21 protein-coding genes, 1 riboswitch and 1 other annotated feature are annotated in these 20,987 nt (G+C 43.6%); of the genes, 15 read left to right on the top strand and 6 right to left on the bottom strand.

From position 1 onward, the window contains the following. Nucleotide 1 precedes the first annotated feature (1 nt). The 3 genes from bioF to bioD are packed head-to-tail and all read left to right on the top strand — an operon-like array spanning nucleotide 2 to nucleotide 2,735. Complete coding sequence (gene bioF / locus QF117_RS15395) at nucleotides 2-1,231, top strand: 8-amino-7-oxononanoate synthase (RefSeq protein ID WP_282386636.1); 1,230 nt, start codon at nucleotides 2-4, stop codon at nucleotides 1,229-1,231. 5 nt (nucleotides 1,232-1,236) lie between these two features. Then, nucleotides 1,237-2,058 (top strand): malonyl-ACP O-methyltransferase BioC, encoded by an 822-nt coding sequence (gene bioC / locus QF117_RS15390; RefSeq protein WP_282389499.1) that lies wholly within the window; start codon nucleotides 1,237-1,239, stop codon nucleotides 2,056-2,058. Then, complete coding sequence (gene bioD, locus QF117_RS15385) at nucleotides 2,055-2,735, top strand: dethiobiotin synthase (RefSeq protein ID WP_282386635.1); 681 nt, start codon at nucleotides 2,055-2,057, stop codon at nucleotides 2,733-2,735. Before bioC ends, bioD begins: the two co-directional genes overlap by 4 nt. Before the next feature lie 164 nt (nucleotides 2,736-2,899). On the opposite strand, the gene QF117_RS15380 is transcribed toward bioD, so the two are convergent. Further along, the gene (locus QF117_RS15380) at nucleotides 2,900-3,067 is read right to left on the bottom strand and encodes a hypothetical protein (RefSeq protein ID WP_017034896.1); all 168 of its coding nucleotides are present in this window, start codon (nucleotides 3,065-3,067) and stop codon (nucleotides 2,900-2,902) included. 234 nt (nucleotides 3,068-3,301) lie between these two features. Here QF117_RS15380 and htpX point away from each other — a divergent pair, with 234 nt between their 5' ends. Then, on the top strand, nucleotides 3,302-4,177 hold the full coding sequence (htpX, locus tag QF117_RS15375; protein WP_282386633.1) for a protease HtpX: 876 nt from the start codon (nucleotides 3,302-3,304) through the stop codon (nucleotides 4,175-4,177). Between the two features lie 215 nt (nucleotides 4,178-4,392). On the opposite strand, the gene purB is transcribed toward htpX, so the two are convergent. The 3 genes from purB to mnmA all read right to left on the bottom strand — a co-directional run bounded on the left by purB (nucleotide 4,393) and on the right by mnmA (nucleotide 7,724). Further along, entirely contained in the window at nucleotides 4,393-5,763 is a 1,371-nt protein-coding gene (gene purB / locus QF117_RS15370) for an adenylosuccinate lyase (protein WP_282386631.1), read from the bottom strand. Between the two features lie 206 nt (nucleotides 5,764-5,969). Then, nucleotides 5,970-6,587 carry a high frequency lysogenization protein HflD gene (hflD, locus tag QF117_RS15365; protein ID WP_282386630.1) on the bottom strand — a complete coding sequence of 206 codons (618 nt, stop codon included), beginning with the start codon at nucleotides 6,585-6,587 and terminating at the stop codon, nucleotides 5,970-5,972. A gap of 27 nt (nucleotides 6,588-6,614) precedes the next feature. Then, nucleotides 6,615-7,724 carry a tRNA 2-thiouridine(34) synthase MnmA gene (gene mnmA, locus QF117_RS15360; protein WP_282386628.1) on the bottom strand — a complete coding sequence of 370 codons (1,110 nt, stop codon included), beginning with the start codon at nucleotides 7,722-7,724 and terminating at the stop codon, nucleotides 6,615-6,617. Between the two features lie 171 nt (nucleotides 7,725-7,895). On the opposite strand from mnmA, the gene QF117_RS15355 reads away from it, so the two are divergent. Both QF117_RS15355 and QF117_RS15350 read left to right on the top strand, forming a co-directional pair. Next, the gene (locus QF117_RS15355) at nucleotides 7,896-8,165 is read left to right on the top strand and encodes a hypothetical protein (protein ID WP_017034901.1); all 270 of its coding nucleotides are present in this window, start codon (nucleotides 7,896-7,898) and stop codon (nucleotides 8,163-8,165) included. Between the two features lie 98 nt (nucleotides 8,166-8,263). After that, nucleotides 8,264-9,568, top strand: coding sequence for an inosine/guanosine kinase (locus QF117_RS15350; protein ID WP_282386625.1), 1,305 nt, complete (start codon nucleotides 8,264-8,266; stop codon nucleotides 9,566-9,568). A gap of 75 nt (nucleotides 9,569-9,643) precedes the next feature. On the opposite strand, the gene QF117_RS15345 is transcribed toward QF117_RS15350, so the two are convergent. Continuing rightward, complete coding sequence (locus tag QF117_RS15345) at nucleotides 9,644-10,060, bottom strand: H-NS family nucleoid-associated regulatory protein (protein ID WP_282386623.1); 417 nt, start codon at nucleotides 10,058-10,060, stop codon at nucleotides 9,644-9,646. Nucleotides 10,061-10,436: 376 nt separating this feature from the next. Continuing rightward, a riboswitch (Lysine riboswitch) is annotated at nucleotides 10,437-10,618 on the top strand. A gap of 114 nt (nucleotides 10,619-10,732) precedes the next feature. Here QF117_RS15345 and QF117_RS15340 point away from each other — a divergent pair. From QF117_RS15340 to hisIE, 9 genes are all read left to right on the top strand, one after another. Next, the gene (locus QF117_RS15340) at nucleotides 10,733-12,334 is read left to right on the top strand and encodes a Na+/H+ antiporter NhaC family protein (protein WP_017034904.1); all 1,602 of its coding nucleotides are present in this window, start codon (nucleotides 10,733-10,735) and stop codon (nucleotides 12,332-12,334) included. A 175-nt stretch (nucleotides 12,335-12,509) separates the two neighbouring features. Beyond that, nucleotides 12,510-12,645: a sequence feature (His leader region), on the top strand. A 53-nt stretch (nucleotides 12,646-12,698) separates the two neighbouring features. Beyond that, on the top strand, nucleotides 12,699-13,595 hold the full coding sequence (gene hisG, locus QF117_RS15335) for an ATP phosphoribosyltransferase (RefSeq protein ID WP_282386621.1): 897 nt from the start codon (nucleotides 12,699-12,701) through the stop codon (nucleotides 13,593-13,595). 4 nt (nucleotides 13,596-13,599) lie between these two features. Further along, nucleotides 13,600-14,898 (top strand): histidinol dehydrogenase, encoded by a 1,299-nt coding sequence (hisD, locus tag QF117_RS15330; RefSeq protein WP_282386619.1) that lies wholly within the window; start codon nucleotides 13,600-13,602, stop codon nucleotides 14,896-14,898. After that, on the top strand, nucleotides 14,898-15,938 hold the full coding sequence (gene hisC, locus QF117_RS15325) for a histidinol-phosphate transaminase (protein WP_282386617.1): 1,041 nt from the start codon (nucleotides 14,898-14,900) through the stop codon (nucleotides 15,936-15,938). The genes hisD and hisC overlap by 1 nt, the downstream gene beginning before the upstream one ends. Before the next feature lie 53 nt (nucleotides 15,939-15,991). Further along, entirely contained in the window at nucleotides 15,992-17,065 is a 1,074-nt protein-coding gene (gene hisB / locus QF117_RS15320; RefSeq protein WP_282386616.1) for a bifunctional histidinol-phosphatase/imidazoleglycerol-phosphate dehydratase HisB, read from the top strand. A 12-nt stretch (nucleotides 17,066-17,077) separates the two neighbouring features. Further along, the gene (gene hisH, locus QF117_RS15315; RefSeq protein ID WP_282386615.1) at nucleotides 17,078-17,704 is read left to right on the top strand and encodes an imidazole glycerol phosphate synthase subunit HisH; all 627 of its coding nucleotides are present in this window, start codon (nucleotides 17,078-17,080) and stop codon (nucleotides 17,702-17,704) included. A gap of 21 nt (nucleotides 17,705-17,725) precedes the next feature. Beyond that, nucleotides 17,726-18,463 (top strand): 1-(5-phosphoribosyl)-5-[(5-phosphoribosylamino)methylideneamino]imidazole-4-carboxamide isomerase, encoded by a 738-nt coding sequence (gene hisA, locus QF117_RS15310; protein WP_282386614.1) that lies wholly within the window; start codon nucleotides 17,726-17,728, stop codon nucleotides 18,461-18,463. Beyond that, nucleotides 18,445-19,218, top strand: a complete 774-nt coding sequence (gene hisF, locus QF117_RS15305) for an imidazole glycerol phosphate synthase subunit HisF (protein WP_282386613.1) — start codon at nucleotides 18,445-18,447, stop codon at nucleotides 19,216-19,218. The genes hisA and hisF overlap by 19 nt, the downstream gene beginning before the upstream one ends. Beyond that, nucleotides 19,215-19,850: a bifunctional phosphoribosyl-AMP cyclohydrolase/phosphoribosyl-ATP diphosphatase HisIE gene (hisIE, locus tag QF117_RS15300; RefSeq protein WP_282386612.1), complete on the top strand. Its 636-nt coding sequence runs from the start codon at nucleotides 19,215-19,217 to the stop codon at nucleotides 19,848-19,850. The genes hisF and hisIE overlap by 4 nt, the downstream gene beginning before the upstream one ends. Nucleotides 19,851-20,157: 307 nt before the next feature. Here hisIE and QF117_RS15295 read toward each other — a convergent pair whose 3' ends face one another. Continuing rightward, nucleotides 20,158-20,838, bottom strand: a complete 681-nt coding sequence (locus QF117_RS15295) for a pseudouridine synthase (RefSeq protein WP_282386611.1) — start codon at nucleotides 20,836-20,838, stop codon at nucleotides 20,158-20,160. Between the last annotated feature and the right edge of the window lie 149 nt (nucleotides 20,839-20,987).

The raw sequence follows: 20,987 nt of genomic DNA, 5'->3' as shown, positions 1-20,987 counted from the left end.
TATGAACCAAGGCTTTACTCATCAAGGTGTTAACAATAAGCAAGGCTTTAACAGTAGACAAGGCTTTCACAACAGACAAGGCTTTCACAACAGAATAGAGAAAGCGCTGGATGCAAGACGTTCGCAAAGCCTGACTCGATCTTTGTTGCCGACGCTGAATGGAAACACCGTAGAGCTGACTCGAAATAATCAACGACTGATCAACTTTTCCAGTAACGATTACTTAGGGTTAGCCAACGATAGCGAACTGATTCAAGCATGGCACAAAGGCCTTGATATTTATGGTTGTGGAAGTGGTGCTTCGCCGCTTGTGACAGGCTTTACGCCCGCCCATCAGAATTTTGAACGAGCGCTGTGTGAGTGGTTGGGCTTTGATCGAGCCATACTCTTTTCATCGGGGTTTAGTGCGAATCAAGCGCTTCTATTCACATTGTTAGAAAAATCCGATGTTGTTTATCAAGACAAGCTTAACCACGCTTCGTTGATGGAAGCAGGAATGCTGTCACCCGCATCAATGCGCCGTTTTAAACATAACGACACCAATCACCTTGCGAATCTGTTGGATACCAGTGGCATTGAGGTGTCAGACCAACTTGTGGTGACGGAAGGTGTGTTTAGTATGGATGGTGATCAAGCTCCATTGAAATCGATAGCGGATACCATCGATCAGCGTGCTTGGTTAGCCGTGGATGATGCTCATGGCATCGGTGTGTTAGGGGCAGGAGGTCAAGGCAGTTGCGATGTCCACCAGGTAAAGCCCAATATTCTTATTGTGACCTTTGGTAAAGCGTTTGGTCTGTCTGGCGCGGCGATTTTGTGTGATCAATCTACTGGTGATTATCTTACCCAGTTTGCTCGGCACCATGTGTATTCAACCGCGATACCACCCGCGCAAGCTTATGCTCTATCTCATGCTTTACATATGATTCAAACGCAGCATTGGCGTAGAGAAAAACTGTTCGATCTAAAATCGATTCTGAATGATCAACTGAGCGGGTTTGAGCAAGTTGTCGCAACGCAGACCCCAATTAATCCGATTATCATAGGTGATAGTGATCAGACACTGTCAGCCGCCCAGAACCTTGAACAGTTTGGCCTGGGTGTTACGGCGATTCGTGCACCGACTGTTCCAGCAAACATGAGTCGTTTACGCATTACCCTAACGGCCAGTCATTCAGAAAATCAGGTGAAGCACCTAACGACTTGCCTTCAGAAAGTACTCGGAGAATGAAACGGATGTTGAACACGCTCAGTGCCCAAAATCAAAATGAATGGCTTTTTGGTCGTGCCCCCGATAAGAGCAACATTGCCGCTGCGTTTAGCAAGGCTGCCGCGAGCTATGACAAACATGCTGGATTTCAGCGTGATGTCGGTGATCAGCTATTAGAGCGTATGCCTTTGGATCTGTCAGGGAAAGTCGTGGTTGATTTAGGTTGTGGTACGGGATACTTTTCAAAAAAATTATTGTCACGAGGCGCTTACGTTATTTGCGTTGATCTATCGGCATCGATGCTTGAACAAGCTCGGCTGAGGTGCGGTGATAATAGCATTCAATATTGCGTGGCTGATGCTGAGAGTCTTCCTCTTAATCAAAACTGTGTTGACTATGTATTTTCGAGCTTAGCGTTGCAGTGGTGCCAAGATTTGTCTGTCCCTCTTAAAGAAATAAACCGGATATTGAAACCAAAAGGCGAAGCGTTTTTTTCGACATTGTTAGATGGTTCATTACAAGAGTTAAAGACGTCTTGGGAGAAGGTTGATAAAAATCAACATATAAATACGTTTATATCACCTAATCAGGTAAAAATTGCGTTAGCTCAATCTCAATTTAACAATCTTCGACTAGACTTCGATGAAATCACTATTTGGTACGACTCTGCATTTTCAGTGATGCGTGATCTTAAGGGTATTGGCGCTAACCATGTCAATGGCCGCTCACAAGGGCTAACAAGTCGTAAGGCTTTGATTCAAGTAGAACATGAGTACCAAGTCTTTAAAAACCATCAAAATCAACTACCTGTTACATATCAGGTATGTTTAGGGGCAATTCAACGATGATTGATGCATTTTTTATTGCTGGTACGGATACCGATGTAGGCAAGACCGTAGCGTCAAAAGCAATTTTACATGCTTTAGCTACTAAAGGGTTAAATACGATTGGCTATAAGCCAGTGGCTGCTGGAAGTACTAAGACAGAAGAAGGCATGCGTAATTCAGATGCGCTTCATTTGCAAAAAGCGGCAACACTCGATACGCATTATGATGATATCAACCCATACGCTTTAGAATTAGCATGTTCACCGCATATCGCTGCGAAACGAGAAAATGTAGAGATAGATTATGCCGTACTGAGTGAAAAGCTGGCGTCGCATAAGAAGAAGGCGGATGTTGTTCTTATAGAAGGTGCTGGCGGCTGGCGAGTGCCTGTCTCTGATACGGATTATCTATCAACATGGGTTAAGAAAGAGCAACTGCCGGTTATTTTAGTGGTTGGGATTAAACTAGGGTGTTTAAGTCATGCTGTTTTAACGGCGGAAGCGATCAGGGCAGACGGGCTCAACATCGCAGGTTGGGTGGCGAATCGTGTTAATCCAGGTACCGAGCATTACGCTGAACTTATAGAAACGCTTGAAGCACAGTTAGGTGCACCAAAGCTGGGTGAGATTCCATACATCCCAGCGGCGAAGCGAACGGATCTTGGTCGATTCATTGATTTAGACAAGTTATCTCAGTAGTGAAAATCGAGCACCGCCACAATAAATAGAAATAAAACAAGAATCAGAGATAACAGAATAAAAAGAGGGCTGCATTTTTTGCAGCCCTCTTTTTATGGATTTATATCTATGTATTTGAATTATATGTCTAACACAGCGTTACTTCAGTCAGGATAACTGGCTGTTTATTTGTCTTGAACTAAGCCCATGAGTGCTTGTTGTGTATCAAAGGCCGTCTGCTGTATTTCTTGATCAGATTTAATACCCAGTTGCTGTTTTGCTTCTTTTTCAGTGATGCCAAGATGACAGCAAAGAAGATCAATCGCCATTTGATAGTTGTTAGCTTCCACCATAAAACTGTCCTTTTCTTTGGGGGCTAAATGTATAGTGAAAATGTAATAGCTTTGGTCTAAAAGCACAATAAGACTAAAGTCTAATCAATATGTAACCTCATGCATTACAATAGAAAACAAATGTTTCAATTTAGCACTTAACCTTGTTTTATTTCCCTTTAAACTATATGTATAAATATAAGTGATAAAGTTTTCTATTATCATGTCGTGTAAGCTTCCCATCGGAGAGAAAGAATGAAGCGGATAATGCTGTTTTTAGCCACTAACTTAGCAGTGGTGCTTGTACTAAGTGTTGTACTTAATATCGTTTACGCTGTAACGGGAATGCAACCAGGTAGTCTATCTGGCTTATTAGTCATGGCTGCCGTATTTGGATTTGGTGGCTCGTTTATTTCGCTGCTGATGTCAAAGAAGTTGGCCCTGCGCTCTGTGGGTGGTGTTGTGATTGAAAGCCCACGAAATGAAACGGAGCATTGGTTGATGGAAACCGTGAGTCGTCAATCTCAACAGGCTGGTATTGGGATGCCAACAGTAGCGATTTATGATGCGCCAGATATCAATGCTTTTGCAACTGGAGCAAAGCGAGATGATTCACTTGTCGCGGTGTCAACCGGGTTACTCCATAGCATGACGCGCGATGAGGCGGAAGCGGTACTCGCCCATGAAGTTAGCCACATTGCCAATGGGGACATGGTGACGATGACGCTGATGCAAGGTGTCGTCAATACGTTTGTTATTTTCTTATCCCGTTTTATCGCCAACATTGTTGCATCAAATAACAATGACGAAGGGGAGGGGGGAAGCAATATGATGGTTTACTTTGGTGTTTCGATGGTGCTGGAATTGGTGTTTGGTTTCCTAGCCAGCTTCATTACCATGTGGTACAGCCGTCATCGTGAGTTTCATGCCGACTATGGTGCAGCGAAGCTGGTAGGCAGTCATAAAATGATTGCGGCTCTAGAGCGTTTGAAAGTCAGTCACGAACCACAATTAGAAGGGTCTATGATGGCCTTTGGTATTAATGGTAAGCGTTCTATGACTGAGCTTCTTATGAGCCATCCACCGCTGGATAAGCGCATTGCTGCGTTAAGAAGCTACGATTACAGCTAAACACGGCTGGCTAGTCAATCGACTTAAACGCTATTATTCAGAGAACAAACCCTATTATTCAGAGATAAGAAGGGTTGAGTGTGAAAAATAATTAGAGATTAAAAAAGGGCTCATCAGAGCCCTTTTTGTTGTTTGTTACTTTATTACCATTCTAGCGCATGTTAATGATAGCTCTAATGATCGCTCATTGCATGCTGATGGAAGGAAAGTGCTTGCTATAGTTTGTCCGTCAGCTCAATGGCTTGACCGATATAGTTAGCAGGTGTCATCTCTTTTAGACGCACTTTTTCAGCCTCAGGAAGCTCAAGGCCGTCAATAAAGTTACGCATAGCTTCACCATCGATTCGCTTACCACGAGTGAGCTCTTTAAGCTTTTCATAAGGCTTTTCAATGCCGTAGCGACGCATCACAGTTTGTACTGGCTCTGCAAGTACTTCCCAGTTCTTATCAAGATCAGCCAATAGTGCTTCACGGTTCACTTCTAGCTTGCTAATACCTTTAAGCGTTGAAGTATAAGCAATGATTGCATAGCCAACACCAACACCTAGGTTACGCAATACCGTTGAATCGGTTAAGTCACGTTGCCAGCGAGAAATAGGCAGCTTTTGCGATAGGTGGTTAAACATTGCGTTTGCTAGACCAAGGTTACCTTCCGAATTTTCAAAGTCGATTGGGTTTACTTTATGTGGCATCGTCGACGATCCGATTTCACCAGCGATGGTCTTCTGTTTGAAGTGACCAAGAGCAATATAGCCCCAAACATCACGATCAAAATCGATAAGAATCGTATTGAAACGTGCAATCGCATCGAATAGTTCAGCGATGTAATCGTGAGGTTCAATTTGAGTTGTGTATGGGTTCCATCTTACACCAAGAGATTCAGTGATGAACTCTTCACTAAAGTTATGCCAATCCAGTTCAGGGTAAGCAGAAAGGTGAGCGTTGTAGTTGCCAACCGCGCCGTTTACTTTTGCCAGAATTTCAACATCAGCGATTTGCTTGTATTGACGCTCCATACGGTATGCAACGTTTGCCATCTCTTTACCCATTGTGCTTGGCGAGGCAGGTTGACCGTGCGTACGAGAAAGTAATGGAATGTCGCGGTATTCAACAGCCAGTGCTTTAATCGCGTCAATGATGTTTTTAATTTCAGGTAGGATAACCGTTTCACGCGCTTCTTTTAACATTAGTGCGTGTGACGTGTTATTGATATCTTCTGAAGTACATGCAAAGTGGATGAACTCATTAACCGCATGAAGCTCTGCGTTGTCTGCGACTTTCTCTTTTAGAAAATATTCCACCGCTTTCACATCGTGGTTAGTCGTGCGTTCAATTTCTTTGATACGTGCTGCGTCTTCTTCGTTAAAGTTCGCTGCAATGTTATCTAGGAATTGATTCGCTTCTGCGCTAAACGCTGGAACTTCAGCAATACCTGCCGTTGCAGCTAGTTTTTGCAACCAACGAACTTCGACAATAGTGCGGTATTTTAGTAGCCCATACTCACTAAAGATGCTGCGTAAAGCAATCGTCTTACTTCCGTAACGGCCATCTACCGGTGATACAGCAGTTAACGCTGACAAATCCATGGTGTTCTCCTGAATTGAGTTTCAAAATTTGTGTTTTCAAAACTTATGTTTCTAAATAATTGTGAGCTTTATACCAATAACTGCTCTTATTGTCACGAATATTGCGCAATCGTTTGCGCGAAAGTTACATTGAGCGAATAGAGACAGTGAATTGAATAAAAAGTCAGCTCGCGATAGTTCGCAAGCTGTGTATTTGTTCAGTCTGGCTACATTCTGGCTAATAGAATCTGAGCTTGTTCGACCATTTTCTTGCGACCAAAAATTAAGTGGCGACGTTTGCCCCCAACTTGACGCCAAAGAACCGCACTGCGTATACCCGACAACAATAATGCACGAACTTTGTGCTGGTTAGTCGTATGCTGTAAGACAGTGGGTGTTCCAGAAACCTGAATACGCGGGCCTATAGGGCTAACCACATCCAGATAAACACTGGCGAGGTTACTGAGCATTTGGTCATCAAGCAGTTCAAAGTGGTCTAACTGGCGCTCCAACATCTGTATACGATCGCCGAGCTGAGACATAGCATCATTGCGTAAACTGAGTTTTTTCTCGAGAGCCATTAGGCTGATGATATAGCGTGTTACTTCGCTGCCCGCTGGGGTACTGTCGATTCCTTTTACCAAACACTGCAACCCAAGTTTTAGATCTTGCTCACTGCCGAACACATCTAAGGTACTATTTGGGCTGGTATTAATGACAGCATGCAGTGAGGTTCTAAAGGCATCGCTATCGCACTCACCATCTTTGGCTACTTGTTGAACTAATGAGACAGCTTGGCATATACCAGCAAAGGCTATAGTACGGTCATACAGAGAATTCGCCACGTAGTAGTACTCCAGTTTACGAATTAGTTAAATACGTTGTTCGATAATACCGCCACCGAGGCAGACATTATCTGAATAAAAGACAGCGGATTGGCCAGGTGTGACAGCAACTTGGGGCTCGTCAAAGATGACCTTAATACTTTCATCGTCCACTGGGATGATGGTGCACTTAATGTCGGTCTGACGATAGCGAGTCTTCACCGTGCAGGTTAGTGGCTCGGTGATCGTGTTCCTGTCTACCCAGTGAAGCTGTGATGCTATCAACCCTTGAGACTTTAGAAGAGGGTGATCGCCACCTTGTACCGCAATAAGAACATTACGTTTAAGATCTTTTTCTGCTACATACCAAGGTTCTTCATTACCGCCGCCGCCTTTTTGGCCACCAATGTGCAGACCTTTTCTCTGACCTAGGGTGTGATACATCAAACCTTGATGTTCGCCAATTACCTTGCCTTCTGGTGTCTCGATTTTACCTGGTTGAGCAGGAAGGTAGCGCGATAGGAAATCGGTGAATTTTCGCTCGCCGATAAAGCAGATACCGGTTGAATCTTTTTTCTTCGCAGTAATCAGCCCTTGCTCTTCAGCAATTCGACGCACTTCGGGTTTTTCAAGTTCGCCAACAGGGAAAAGGCTACGGGCCACTTGCTCATGACTTAATGTATATAAGAAATAGCTTTGATCTTTATTACTATCTAGGCCACGAAGCATTTGCGGTTTTTCTTCGCCTTCAGGAAAGGTACGGCTAACGTAATGGCCCATTGCAATATAATCTGCATCAAGAACATCATCAGCAAAATCGAGAAATGCTTTAAATTTAATCTCTTTGTTGCAAAGAATATCAGGGTTAGGGGTTCTTCCTGCTTTATATTCCTCAAGGAAGTACTCAAACACATTATCCCAATATTCTGCGGCGAAATTGATGGTGTGTAGGTGTATCCCTAATTTGTCACAGACAGCTTGAGCATCAGCGAGATCTTCAGCCGCAGTACAATACTCTTCATTGTCGTCTTCTTCCCAATTTTTCATGAACAAGCCTTCGACTTGATAACCTTGCTGCTGAAGAAGATACGCTGAAACGGATGAATCGACACCCCCAGACATTCCGACAATGACTTTCTTTTGGCTGTTGTTTGACATGACTTATTACCACTCACTATAACTGGTCGCAGATTCTAACAGAAACAGACAAGGGGTGACAGTTTCTAGGCTAGAATCACAACGTCATTTGATGAAAAAAATGGCATAAATGTAGAAGTTATTTGCTCACCTATGGCATAGTGCAGCGAAATTAATATTGAGGCCATAAACATGTCTGAACAAAACGAATTCATGCAAGAAGAAGAGCTTATTCAAGTGATTGAGAATCAGCTTGAAGATGGAAATCCAATGAAGGTAAAAGAAACACTGATGCGCCTGATGATGACAGGGACTTCACGTGATGATGCGGTTGCAATGATGGCATGTTGTATGTCGATAGAGATTTTTGATGTCATGAAAAATGAAGGCGAGTTCAATTTAAAACGTTATTCAGAGCATTTAGATCGTCTACCAGACCTGAGCTTTATGGAAGGTGAATAAATTTTATTATCGCAAACGTTTGCTATAATTAGCTAGATTGCCGCGTGTTATTGAGCGCGGTAGAATCCCCCCTTCATCCTTAATACGAACTGTCGCTTATGAAATTCCCTGGTCAACGCAAGTCCAAGCATTATTTTCCTGTTCACGCTCGTGATCCTTTAGTGAGTCAAGCTCAAGAAAGTAAGAAAATGTCACAAACCCATATTATTGGCATTGATCAAACGCTTGTTGATATCGAAGCGAAAGTCACCTCTGATCTTATTGAAGAATATAATTTAAGCAAAGGGCACTCATTAGTTATTGATGATGCAACCGCTGAAACGTTATACAATCATTTAAAAAAAGAGCAGCTCATTACGAATGAACATGCAGGTGGAACCATTGGGAATACGCTGCATAATTATTCGGTGTTAGCTGATGACCGTTCTACTTTATTAGGGGTGATGAGCCAAGATATTAAAATTGGCAGTTATGGCTATCAATATTTATGCAATACATCGAGCCGGATGGATCTTAATCATTTGCAAGGTGTTGATGGTGCAATAGGGCGATGTTTCGCTTTGATAACGGAAGATGGAGAACGGACTTTTGCAATTAGTGAAGGTCAAATGAATCAACTTCATCCAGACAGTATTCCTGAGTCTATATTTAAAAATGCTTCAGCTCTGGTCATCACCGCTTATTTAGTTCGCTGTAAAGAGGGCGATCCAATGCCTCTAGCTACGATGAAAGCAATTGAGTATGCAAAAAAGAATAATGTCCCAGTCGTATTAACGTTAGGAACAAAATACGTTATTCAGAATGATCCTTTATTCTGGCAAGAATTTTTAAAAGAACATATTTCCGTTGTTGCAATGAATGAAGAAGAAGCGGAAGCTTTAACCGGTGAACATGATCCTTTAGTCGCTGCAGATATTACTTTGAATTGGGTTGATTTAGTTTTATGTACGGCTGGCCCTGTTGGCTTATTTATGGCGGGTTATACGGAAGATGCGGCGAAACGAGAAACGTCGTTACCATTAATGCCAGGATCGATTGCTGAATTTAATCGATATGAGTTTAGCCGACCTGCAGCGAAATCTATGTGTGATAATCCGATTAAGGTGTATTCACATATAGCGCCATATATGGGCGGGCCAGAGAAAATTAAAAATACCAATGGCGCAGGAGATGCCGCTCTCTCTGCGTTACTGCATGATATGGCGGCTAACACATATCACCGGGAAAATATTCCAAACTCAAGTAAGCATGCTCACACATTCTTAACCTACTCTTCGTTTTCACAAGTGTGTAAATATTCCAATAGAGCGAGCTATGAAGTATTAGCTCAGCATTCACCAAGATTATCGAAGGGTTTACCTGAAAGGGAAGACAGCTTAGAAGAATCTTATTGGGAACGATAACTTCCTGGGAACGATAAAACAGAAAGGCTCCTTTAAAGGAGCCTTTTATATTTAATGATGTTTTAGAAAACGAAATTAAAGTGCAAATTCTTCTAATGATTTACCCGCATCAAGCTGAGTTTGAATTGCTGAAGGTGTACGGCCTTGACCGGTCCAAGTCTTTTCTTCGCCATTAGTATCTACATACTTATATTTTGCAGGGCGAGGAGCACGTTTAGCTTTTACTTTACCAGCCTTAGTTTTTGTTTCGCCGGATAACGCAGAAATAAGCGCTTCAACATCAATACCGTCTTTTGAAATCTGTTCAGCAATGGCGGCCAGTTTTTGTTCTTGTTCCGCTTTAGCTGCACGCTCTTCAGCTTCAGCTTCGTTACGTTCTTGAACAACAATCGTTAATTTATCTAAGGCTTCTTCTAGTTGCTCTAAGGTTAATTCGCGAGCAAAGGCACGAAGGCTACGAATATTTAATAGTGTTTTTGATAGTTCCGACATGTCTATTCCTATGAAAATAAATTGTATTGGTTGATATTAATCTGCAAATAGATTTAACACAATAATGAAATCAAAATAAATACTAGCATATAAATGGATTATATATCGTCATATTAATGTAAACAGAGGTAATTGTTGTATCAGATATTAGAAAAAAGTTTGCCTTAATAGAAATAGTCGAACAGTTAACGTATTTTACGTGTTGCATAATAAAGCGCGTGGAGTGTTATGGCTAATGGAGGATGAAATTTATCATTGATATCTTATTTCGAGTTAAATATTGCAAAGAGGTGGTTTGTAAGTACAATAGAATCCGCTTTAAGTGTGAGGCCAGTTAAATTGTTGTTAATTTAAAGTAACAGCGGTTATTTATGCCTTGCACGGTAGAGGCGCGAGATAGAAGAGTCGATGTTATTGGGGTGATGCCAATGAATAACATTAAAAGGCTATTTCGCCGAAGTGAAAGTGTGCAATCATCACCTTTTGCTGGGGGTGTACTCAACAGGTACATCACTGCCATAGTCTATAATTTTTACACTATGGAGCGCTACTGTAGAGTTAGGTTTTGTCATTGTTAGCCTTTCACTTCGTTCAATGAAATTTCGATGAGTTACTATCACGAAATTTTTCTGCAGTAGATCTCTTGCCATTACTAACTGGTTTTTGAAGATCATGAATTTAATCGATTTTGCATCATCCCCTTTGTCACTCTTGCCTCCAATTGTGGCGTTAAGTCTTGCTATTATTACCCGCCGCGTTCTAATTTCGCTTGGTGTCGGCATCGTACTCGGTGCGTTGCTACTTACAGATTACTCCGCCACCGGCATGGCCGGATACGTGGGTAAAACTGTATCAAGTGTCTTTATTGAAGACGGAAGCATTAACTCATGGAACATGAGTATCGTTGGTTTCTTGCTTTTATTAGGCATGATGACTGCACTGTTAACCATGTCTGGTGGCACTCGCGCGTTTGCCGAGTGGGCGCAGACTCGAGTTAAAAGTAAACGCGGTTCTAAACTGCTAGCCGCCTGTTTAGGGGTATTCATCTTCATTGATGATTACTTTAACAGTTTGGCTGTGGGCGCTATTTCCCGGCCCGTCACTGATCGCTATTATGTTTCGCGCTCAAAACTTGCCTACATCCTCGACTCTACCGCCGCACCAATGTGTGTGTTGATGCCTGCATCAAGTTGGGGTGCTTACATCATGACGATTGTTGGTGGAATATTAATTTCTCACGGTGTCACTGAGTATTCAGCGATCGGTGCGTATGTGCGCATGATCCCAATGAACTTCTATGCTGTGTTTGCTCTCTTAATGGTGTTTGCGGTTGTTTGGTTCCAGCTTGATGTGGGTCAAATGCGCAAACACGAAATTCAAGCATCTCAAGGCCGTGGGTTTGATGGGGATAAAGAAGCCGATCTACCACAAGCTCATGAACTAAATGAAGAGCTTGATATTCAAGAAAGTGAACACGGAAAGGTATCGGATCTGGTCCTACCGATTCTGTGTCTTATCGTTGCGACGGTTTCTGCCATGCTTTACACAGGTGGTTCTGCGCTTAAAGCGGACGGCCAAGCCTTTTCATTATTGGGCGCATTTGAAAATACCGACGTTGGCATGTCACTTATTTATGGTGGCATTACTGGTTTTGTTGTTGCGTTAGTGACTGTGCTAAAACAAAAAATGTCGCCTAGTGATATTGGTGTGACGCTTTGGATTGGTGCTAAGTCTATGTTTGGCGCAATTTTGATTCTTATTTTCGCATGGACGATTGGTACCGTTATTGGTGACATGAACACCGGTGCTTATTTATCTTCTCAGATTGAAGGTAGTATTAGCCCAATGTGGTTGCCGGTTATTTTATTCCTACTATCTGGGCTGATGGCTTTCTCAACGGGCACTTCTTGGGGCACGTTTGGCATTATGTTACCTATAGCGGGAGATATGGCTGGCGCAACGGATGTTGCACTTATGCTACCGATGCTAAGCGCAGTGCTAGCTGGCTCTGTATTTGGTGATCACTGCTCTCCAATTTCAGATACGACTATTTTGTCATCAACGGGTGCTCGTTGTAATCATATTGACCATGTTGCCACACAATTACCTTACGCACTGTCGGTTGCGTTGGTGTCGTGTATTGGCTTCATTGTACTCGGTATTACCGCGTCGGTATTGTTCTCGTTCTTAGCATCACTGATTACTTTTGTGCTGGTTTGTTTTGCAATGTCCGTGATTGCAAAATCAAAAGTGACAAGTTACCAAAACGCTTAGTTCTAACGACTTATCTATATAAAAGAAGGCTTAGGCCTTCTTTTTTTGTGGAAAGCAAATAAAAACCAAAAAGTACTAATTAAAGGTTGCAAATGATACATAGCTTAGTTAGTGTGGTTATCAACGAAGCAACATTAGCAGAGCCAATAAGTATGCGTTATATTACTATGAATATTCATCACCATCATCACCCTATTTAGTCTTTCGGGGAGATATACGCATACCCGGGAGGCACAAGCTCCCGGAGGTGAAATTGGTAAAACAAGATTCAAACCCTCGGGAGACATGCAGTCTCCCGAGGGTTTTTTAGTTTTAAGCTTGAACGAAATTTAATAAATTCAACAATTTGTACAGGGAAGAAATAATGCAAACACAACGTCTAAGAATCGCTATTCAAAAGAAAGGTCGCTTGAGTAAAGAGTGCCAAGAGTTACTTAAGAAGTGTGGTGTGAAATTTATCGTGATGGGCGAACGCCTTGTTGTTCATTCACTGAATATGCCAATAGATCTGCTTCTTGTACGTGATGATGATATTCCAGGTTTGATTATGGACGGTGTGGTTGATCTCGGTTTCATTGGTGAAAATGAACTCGAAGAAGTTCGCCTAGATCGTAAAGCACTGGGTAAACCTAACGAGTATGTAGCGTTACGACGTTTAGATTTCGGTGGCTGTCGCTTGTCGATTGCTATCAATAAAGATGAAAAGTACAACGGCCCTCAAGATCTCGCCGGCAAGCGCATTGCAACCACATACCCTCAGCTATTAAAAGCGTTTATGGATGAGCAAGGGGTTGACTACAGTGCTTGTATGCTTACGGGATCGGTAGAAGTTGCTCCTCGCGCTGGCCTTTCCGATGCCATTGCCGATTTAGTCTCGACGGGGGCAACATTAGAAGCGAACGGATTAAAAGAAGCGGAAGTCATTTTCAAATCTAAAGCAACATTGATTCAGCGCAACGGTGAATTTGATGCTGATAAGCAAGCACTTATCGATAAGCTATTGACCCGTATGCAAGGTGTCCAACAGGCGAAAGAGTCGAAGTACATCATGCTTCACGCCCCTGTATCAAAGCTAGACCAAATTAAAGCGCTTCTCCCAGGAGCAGAAGACCCAACCGTATTGCCACTGTCTTCTGATACAGAGAAAGTCGCTGTTCACCTAGTGAGTACTGAGAACCTATTTTGGGAAACAATGGAACAATTGAAGGAACTGGGTGCAAGCTCGATTCTTGTCCTTCCAATTGAAAAAATGATGGGGTAAGTCCATGAGAACAGTTGTTTGGCAATCATTAAGTGAATCTCAGCAAGATTCGATATTGGAGCGTCCGGCCATTACCGAAGGCGCTAATATTACCGCCTCGGTATCAGACGTCATTGCAAGTGTCCGCAGCGAAGGCGATAAAGCACTTAAAGAGCTGACCCAAAAATTTGACGGCGTTGAATTGGTTTCTATCCGCGTATCAAGCGACGACATCGAGTCAGCATCAGCGAGACTTGGGGACGAAATAAAAGCCGCGCTCGAACAAGCCTATAGCAATATAGCAAAATTCCATAAAGCACAAATACCTCAACCATTGAGTGTCGAAACACAACCAGGTGTGGTTTGTGAGCAAGTAACGCGGCCAATTAATACGGTTGGATTGTATATTCCAGGTGGCAGCGCACCCCTGCCTTCAACAGTCTTAATGCTTGGGGTTCCCGCTCAAATAGCAGGATGCCGTAAAGTGGTCTTATGCTCTCCACCGCCAATTGCTGACGAAATCTTGTATGTGGCGAAGCTATGCGGAATCGATGAAGTCTACAACGTTGGTGGCGGTCAAGCGATTGCGGCCATGGCGTATGGGACGGAAAGTATCACGAAAGTGGACAAAATATTCGGACCTGGAAATGCTTATGTAACAGAAGCCAAAAGACAGGTGAGCAATGATTTTCGTGGCGCAGCGATAGATATGCCTGCAGGCCCATCAGAAGTGTTAGTTCTAGCCGATGAGACAGCAGACGCTGACTTTATTGCGGCAGACCTACTTAGCCAGGCTGAACACGGCCCAGATTCACAAGTCGTATTAGTAACGCCATCGGCGGTCATCGCAGACCAAGTGACCGATGCGGTCCAACGACAATTACAAGAGTTATCGCGTGCGGATATTGCCCAAAAGGCATTAGCCTCGAGCTTGGTGATTATTGCTGACTCTCTAACACAAGCGATATCTATTTCAAACTACTATGGGCCAGAGCACTTGATTGTTCAAACGAAAAGCCCTCGTGAACTGTTACCGCTGCTTGATAATGCGGGCTCTATTTTCTTAGGCGACTGGTCTCCTGAATCTGCTGGTGATTATGCGTCTGGAACTAACCACGTACTGCCTACTTATGGTTATACCAAAACGTATTCAAGCTTGGGCTTAGCCGATTTCTCGAAGAGAATGACGGTTCAAGAGCTAACTGCAGATGGACTTAAACTATTGGCTCCAACCGTTGTGACAATGGCGGAAGCGGAAGGCCTAGATGCGCACAAACGTGCGGTAACTATCCGCATTGAAAAATTGGCGCAAGGAGAAAGCTAATGGAAAAGCTCGCTCGCAAGCAAGTTCAGGCCTTAACGCCTTATTTGTCAGCAAGACGCATTGGTGGCACTGGGGATGTTTGGCTCAATGCTAACGAATCGCCATTTAATAATGAATACAAAACAGATTTTGCTCGATTGAACCGTTACAGCGAATGCCAGCCAAAGGCTTTGATACAAGCTTATGCTGATTACGCGAATGTGACTGCTGAGCAAACACTGACAACTAGGGGAGCAGATGAAGGTATTGAGCTTTTAATTCGCGCCTTCTGCGAACCGAATGAAGACGCCATTCTATACTGTCCACCAACGTACGGGATGTATGCGATCAGTGCTGAAACCATCGGCGTTGAGAGAAAGGTCGTTCCTCTTACTTCCGATTGGCAATTGGATCTTGAGGGCATCAAACAAAATTTAGACAAGGTAAAGCTCGTTTTCGTATGCAGCCCTAATAACCCAACGGGTAACTTAGTCAAAAGGGAAGATATTGTCTCTTTGCTGGAAATGACCAAAGATCGCGCCATTGTTGTCATGGATGAAGCGTATATCGATTTTTGCCCAGAAGCCTCAACGGTTGATTTGTTAGCTCAATATCCAAATTTGGCGATATTACGTACCTTATCTAAGGCTTTTGCATTGGCTGGGTTACGTTGCGGTTTTACCCTCGCCAACAAAGAAATCATCGACGTGCTTCTTAAGGTGATTGCGCCTTATCCGGTGCCGATTCCTGTGGCTGAAATTGCACAACAAGCGTTATCAGAAACTGGGCTCGCTCGAGCGAAATATCAAGTTCTTGATTTAAGTGCAAACAGAGCGTACTTGCAGGCTGGCTTATCGGTCTTGCCTCAACTTACCGTCTTTGAGGGCTGGGGTAATTATTTATTGGTGAAATTCCAAGATGGTGAGGCTCTATTCAAGGCGGCTTGGGACAGTGGCATCATATTAAGAAACTCTCCCATCGAAAATTGCGTTCGTATCAGTATTGGTAATCGTGAAGAGTGTGAGAAAACACTAGGTTTTATTAGAAATTACTACGCTTAGGTATTTTAGGGCAAAGCCTATTTGCCTAAACTATTTTTTAAAAGGAAGTTCGTGTGAGTAAGCAACAGAAAATATTATTTATTGACCGTGATGGCACCTTAATTGTTGAGCCTCCGATCGATTTCCAAGTAGACCGTTTAGATAAGTTGAAGTTGGAACCGTTCGTCATTCCTAGCCTGCTATCACTTCAAGACGCAGGTTACCGCCTTGTTATGGTGACTAACCAAGATGGTTTAGGAACAGATAGTTACCCGCAAGCTGACTTTGATGCGCCGCAAAATATGATGATGGAGATCTTCGAATCTCAAGGTGTTATTTTTGACGACGTGCTAATTTGCCCACACTTTGATGAAGACAATTGTTCTTGCCGTAAGCCTAAGCTAGGTATGGTGAAAGAATACCTTCAGGGTGGCAAAGTTGATTTTGCTCAATCCGTGGTCATAGGTGACAGAGAAACAGACTTGCAGCTCGCTGAAAACATGGCGATTCGTGGCATTCAGTACAACCCAGAGACAATGGGTTGGAAACAGATCCTGAAAGACTTGACGGTTAACGCGCGTACCGCAAAAGTCGTTCGTACTACCAAAGAAACCGATATTAATGTGTTCGTTAATCTGGATGAAACCGGTGGAAACAAGATTGATACTGGCATGGGATTTTTTGACCATATGCTTGATCAAATCGCCACTCACGGCGGCTTTCAATTAAAGCTGGATGTCAAAGGCGACCTCCACATTGACGATCACCACACTATTGAAGATACCGCTCTAGCTCTCGGCGAAGCGCTTAGAGAAGCCTTGGGTGACAAAAGAGGCATTGGGCGTTTCGGCTTTAGTCTGCCTATGGATGAGTGTCTAGCGCAATGTGCCCTGGATCTGTCTGGGCGTCCTTACCTTAAATTTGATGCCAAGTTCTCAAGAGAGCAAGTCGGTGACTTATCGACAGAAATGGTGGTTCATTTCTTCCGCTCACTCACTGATACGCTAGCCTGTACTTTGCACTTATCCTCGGCTGGTGACAACGATCACCACATTATTGAGAGTCTGTTTAAAGCGTTTGGTCGCACGGTTCGCCAAGCGATTAAAGTGGAAGGAACGGAACTGCCGAGCAGTAAAGGCGTACTTTAATAAGGAAGTATTATGAGCGATCAGAAAGTCGTCATTATTGATACAGGATGTGCGAACGTCTCTTCAGTGAAATTTGCCATCGAGCGGTTGGGCTACAAGGTTACGATTTCGAAGCAACCAGAAGTGGTGTTGGCCGCTGATAAGCTTTTTCTACCAGGGGTGGGAACCGCAAGCGAAGCCATGAAAAACTTGCAAGAACGCGATCTCATTGAACTGGTTAAAAAAGTGGACAAACCACTGCTAGGTATATGCTTAGGAATGCAGCTCTTGGGCCGAGCTTCCCAGGAGAAAGGCCAAAAAGCGGATCAAATCGTCGAGTGTTTAGGTCTGTGTGAAGGCGAAGTTAAACGCTTACAAACCGGCGATTTACCACTGCCTCATATGGGGTGGAATACCGTTCAAGCGACCCCCAATCATCCGTTGTTTAAAGGCATAGAAACGAACGAGTATTTTTACTTTGTTCACAGCTTTGCGATGCCAGTGGGTGAATACACTATTGGGCAATGTGACTACGGCACTCCGTTTACGGCGGCACTTCAAAGTGGCAATTATTATGGCGTTCAATTTCACCCAGAACGTTCAAGCAAAGCCGGTTCTAAACTCATTCAAAACTTCTTAGAACTGTCGTCACCGTTCTGAGCGTAGGAAAAGGAATTTATCGTGATTATTCCAGCATTAGATTTAATAGAAGGTCAGGTTGTTCGCTTATTTCAAGGCGACTATGGCCAAGTGACAGAATACAAAGTTGATCCTGCTGAGCAGTTCAATCTCTACCACCAAGCCGGTGGCAATTGGTTGCATTTAGTGGATTTAACGGGCGCTAAAGATACCTCAGCACGACAACTAGATTTGATTGCTAAGTTATTGGCGAGTACACCCGCCAATATTCAAATCGGCGGCGGTGTCAGAACCGAGCAAGATGTGGTTGATTTGCTAGAAGCGGGTGCTCAACGGGTTGTCGTAGGCTCTACAGCCGTCAAACAGCCTGAACTGGTCAAAGGTTGGATGGAAAAGTACGGCGCAGAGAAGATTGTTCTCGCATTGGACATTAACATCGATGATCAAGGCGTAAGGCGAGTGGCTATTTCAGGCTGGCAGGAAGATTCAGGAGTGACCATTGAAGCACTGGTTGATGATTACCTAACTGTGGGCCTGAAGCATGTTTTGTGTACCGACATTTCTCGAGACGGCACGTTAGAAGGCTCCAATGTTGAGCTGTATATCGATCTGTGTAAACAATATCCACACGTTCAGTTCCAGTCATCTGGTGGTATTGGCAGCCTAGCTGACATTGAAGCACTTAAAGGCAGTGGTGTATCTGGCGTGATAGTGGGACGAGCCCTACTGGATGGTAAGTTTACCGCAGAGGAGGCATTTGCATGTTGGCAAAGCGAATAATTCCATGCCTCGATGTTCGTGACGGGCAAGTGGTCAAAGGTGTTCAGTTTCGTAATCACGAGATCATCGGTGATATCGTTCCATTAGCTCAGCGTTATGCTGAAGAAGGGGCTGATGAGTTGGTATTTTATGACATTACTGCGTCAAGTGATGGCAGAGTTGTGGATAAGAGCTGGGTCGCCCGAGTGGCAGAGGTGATTGATATCCCTTTTTGTGTCGCTGGTGGAATTAAATCTGCTGAAGACGCTGCCCGTATTTTAGAGTTTGGAGCGGATAAAGTGTCAATCAACTCGCCAGCACTCGCAAAACCTCAGTTGATCACTGACCTCGCCGATAAATTTGGTGTTCAATGTATTGTTGTTGGTATCGATTCATACTACGACAAAAACACGGGTAAGTATCAGGTTTATCAGTTTACGGGTGATGAAGAGCGAACCAAAGCCACAAGCTGGGAAACAAGAGATTGGGTTCAGGAAGTGCAAAAACGAGGCGCGGGTGAAATCGTACTGAATATGATGAACCAAGATGGCGTGCGTAATGGCTACGATATCGAGCAGTTAAATATGGTACGCGAAGTCTGCCATGTGCCTCTGATCGCGTCTGGTGGTGCTGGTGCAATGGAGCATTTTGCACAAGCGTATAAACAAACGAATGTCGATGGAGCACTTGCTGCCTCGGTATTTCATAAGCAAGTCATCAATATTGGTGAACTGAAGCAATATTTAAAAGCAGAAGGTATAGAGGTACGAGTATGAGTTTTAATGTATCGAAGATAAATGAGCTTTCTGAACGAATAGACTGGAACAAAGTCGATGGTTTGGTTCCTGCTGTTGTGCAAGACTTTACCTCAGGGCAAGTCTTGATGATGGGCTATATGAATCAGGCAGCGCTTGAGAAAACAGCTGATACTCAGCAGGTTACATTTTTCTCAAGAACCAAAGAGCGCCTTTGGACCAAAGGTGAAACATCAGGGAACGTTCTTCAGTTGGTGAATATTTCCCTTGATTGCGATAATGATACACTTCTTGTCAAGGTCAATCCAATTGGTCCTACGTGTCACACCGGTACCACAACATGTTGGGATGCAGACAAGCAAGAAGAGTCTCAAATGGTGTGGCTTCATCAACTTGAGCAGCTATTGGCTGCCCGCAAGGACGCCGATCCAGAGTCTTCTTACACAGCCAGTCTATATGCTCGTGGTACAAAGCGTATTTCGCAGAAAGTCGGCGAAGAGGGCGTTGAAGTCGCGCTTGCGGCAACGTCGGGTGACAAGGCGGAGTTAGTTTGTGAATCTGCTGATCTTATTTACCACTTGATGGTGCTACTGCAAGATCAAGGTTTATCAATGAATGATGTCGTCAATAAGCTAAAAGAGCGTCATAAATAGCTCTAGGTTTGGATGTGTCGCTGACTCGTTTCTATAGATAATAATATCGGTGGGGACGATATCAGCGAATAACTATCGTGTTTAATAACTATTGTGTTTAATAACTACCGTGTTTAATAACTCATAGTGTTCAATAAACCCAGTGGTGCATAACAAAAAGGTCAGCAACGGATGCTGACCTTTTTTGATCGGAAGGTGGTGATCGACAAGAGAAGAAAGCGCCACATCGCTTTAACTATCATTCAGTTAGGTAAATCATGCGGTTAGGGGAATCATGAAGCTAGTGAGATTATGAGATGAGGGAAATCTACAGTGTGATCTCTTTCCATTGACCGGGTTGAAGATCAGCCAGTTCGACGTTGCCCATTGAGTAACGAATGAGACGCAGAGTAGGGTGACCGACATGCGCTGTCATCCGTCGGACCTGACGGTTCTTTCCTTCAATAATGGTGATTGATAACCATGTAGTCGGAATTTTTGCTCGAACCCTAACTGGCGGCGTTCTTTCCCAAACGCTAGGCGCTTCCATTATCTGGATTTCAGCAGGGAGGGTAAGACCATCTTTCAGTTCGACGCCATCCCTGAGTTGTTGGAGTGACGCCTCACTAGGGGTACCATCAACTTGAACCCAATAAGTTTTAGGCGATTTAGAACTTGGTTGGGTCAATCTTGCCTGCAATATTCCATCATTGGTTAAAATCATCAGACCTTCACTGTCACGATCAAGGCGTCCTGCGGCATAGACTTCTTTGACTGGAATATAATCGGCTAACGTTTTTCTGCCATCGCCATCGGTAAATTGGCTAAGTGTATCGAACGGCTTATTGAATACGATGACTTTACGATCTTCTGGATTGACCCGTTTCACTTTGCTTGTGTCATTTTTGCGACTTGCTCGTCGACCTTTTGAAGTGTCACCTTGTTTAAAATGTGGTCGAGAGCCAGTTGAAGAACGTTGGCCCTGCTTATGACGAGAACGCGGCTGCATGTTAACTACCTTGCAAAAATGTGAATAAAGTGTGGTAAAAAGTTTTTCCGCATCTGTAAATAAGCTATCATTTGCGCGCCCAAAAACAGAATAACGCTCAAGATAATAGACTATTATCGCGGTTTTGTTTAATTATAAGTATCAGCACT

Source organism: Vibrio sp. YMD68 (assembly GCF_029958905.1).
In the GTDB taxonomy this organism is placed as follows: Bacteria; Pseudomonadota; Gammaproteobacteria; order Enterobacterales; family Vibrionaceae; genus Vibrio.
This window is presented reverse-complemented; position numbering and strand designations above follow the sequence as displayed.

Coding starts and splice junctions, on each gene's coding strand:
- bioF (WP_282386636.1), top strand. CDS start 2: ATGAACCAAGGCTTTACTCATCAAGGTGTTAACAATAAGCAAGGCTTT.
- bioC (WP_282389499.1), top strand. CDS start 1,237: ATGTTGAACACGCTCAGTGCCCAAAATCAAAATGAATGGCTTTTTGGT.
- bioD (WP_282386635.1), top strand. CDS start 2,055: ATGATTGATGCATTTTTTATTGCTGGTACGGATACCGATGTAGGCAAG.
- QF117_RS15380 (WP_017034896.1), bottom strand. CDS start 3,067: ATGGTGGAAGCTAACAACTATCAAATGGCGATTGATCTTCTTTGCTGT.
- htpX (WP_282386633.1), top strand. CDS start 3,302: ATGAAGCGGATAATGCTGTTTTTAGCCACTAACTTAGCAGTGGTGCTT.
- purB (WP_282386631.1), bottom strand. CDS start 5,763: ATGGATTTGTCAGCGTTAACTGCTGTATCACCGGTAGATGGCCGTTAC.
- mnmA (WP_282386628.1), bottom strand. CDS start 7,724: ATGTCAAACAACAGCCAAAAGAAAGTCATTGTCGGAATGTCTGGGGGT.
- QF117_RS15355 (WP_017034901.1), top strand. CDS start 7,896: ATGTCTGAACAAAACGAATTCATGCAAGAAGAAGAGCTTATTCAAGTG.
- QF117_RS15350 (WP_282386625.1), top strand. CDS start 8,264: ATGAAATTCCCTGGTCAACGCAAGTCCAAGCATTATTTTCCTGTTCAC.
- QF117_RS15345 (WP_282386623.1), bottom strand. CDS start 10,060: ATGTCGGAACTATCAAAAACACTATTAAATATTCGTAGCCTTCGTGCC.
- QF117_RS15340 (WP_017034904.1), top strand. CDS start 10,733: ATGAATTTAATCGATTTTGCATCATCCCCTTTGTCACTCTTGCCTCCA.
- hisG (WP_282386621.1), top strand. CDS start 12,699: ATGCAAACACAACGTCTAAGAATCGCTATTCAAAAGAAAGGTCGCTTG.
- hisD (WP_282386619.1), top strand. CDS start 13,600: ATGAGAACAGTTGTTTGGCAATCATTAAGTGAATCTCAGCAAGATTCG.
- hisC (WP_282386617.1), top strand. CDS start 14,898: ATGGAAAAGCTCGCTCGCAAGCAAGTTCAGGCCTTAACGCCTTATTTG.
- hisH (WP_282386615.1), top strand. CDS start 17,078: ATGAGCGATCAGAAAGTCGTCATTATTGATACAGGATGTGCGAACGTC.
- hisF (WP_282386613.1), top strand. CDS start 18,445: ATGTTGGCAAAGCGAATAATTCCATGCCTCGATGTTCGTGACGGGCAA.
- hisIE (WP_282386612.1), top strand. CDS start 19,215: ATGAGTTTTAATGTATCGAAGATAAATGAGCTTTCTGAACGAATAGAC.
- QF117_RS15295 (WP_282386611.1), bottom strand. CDS start 20,838: ATGCAGCCGCGTTCTCGTCATAAGCAGGGCCAACGTTCTTCAACTGGC.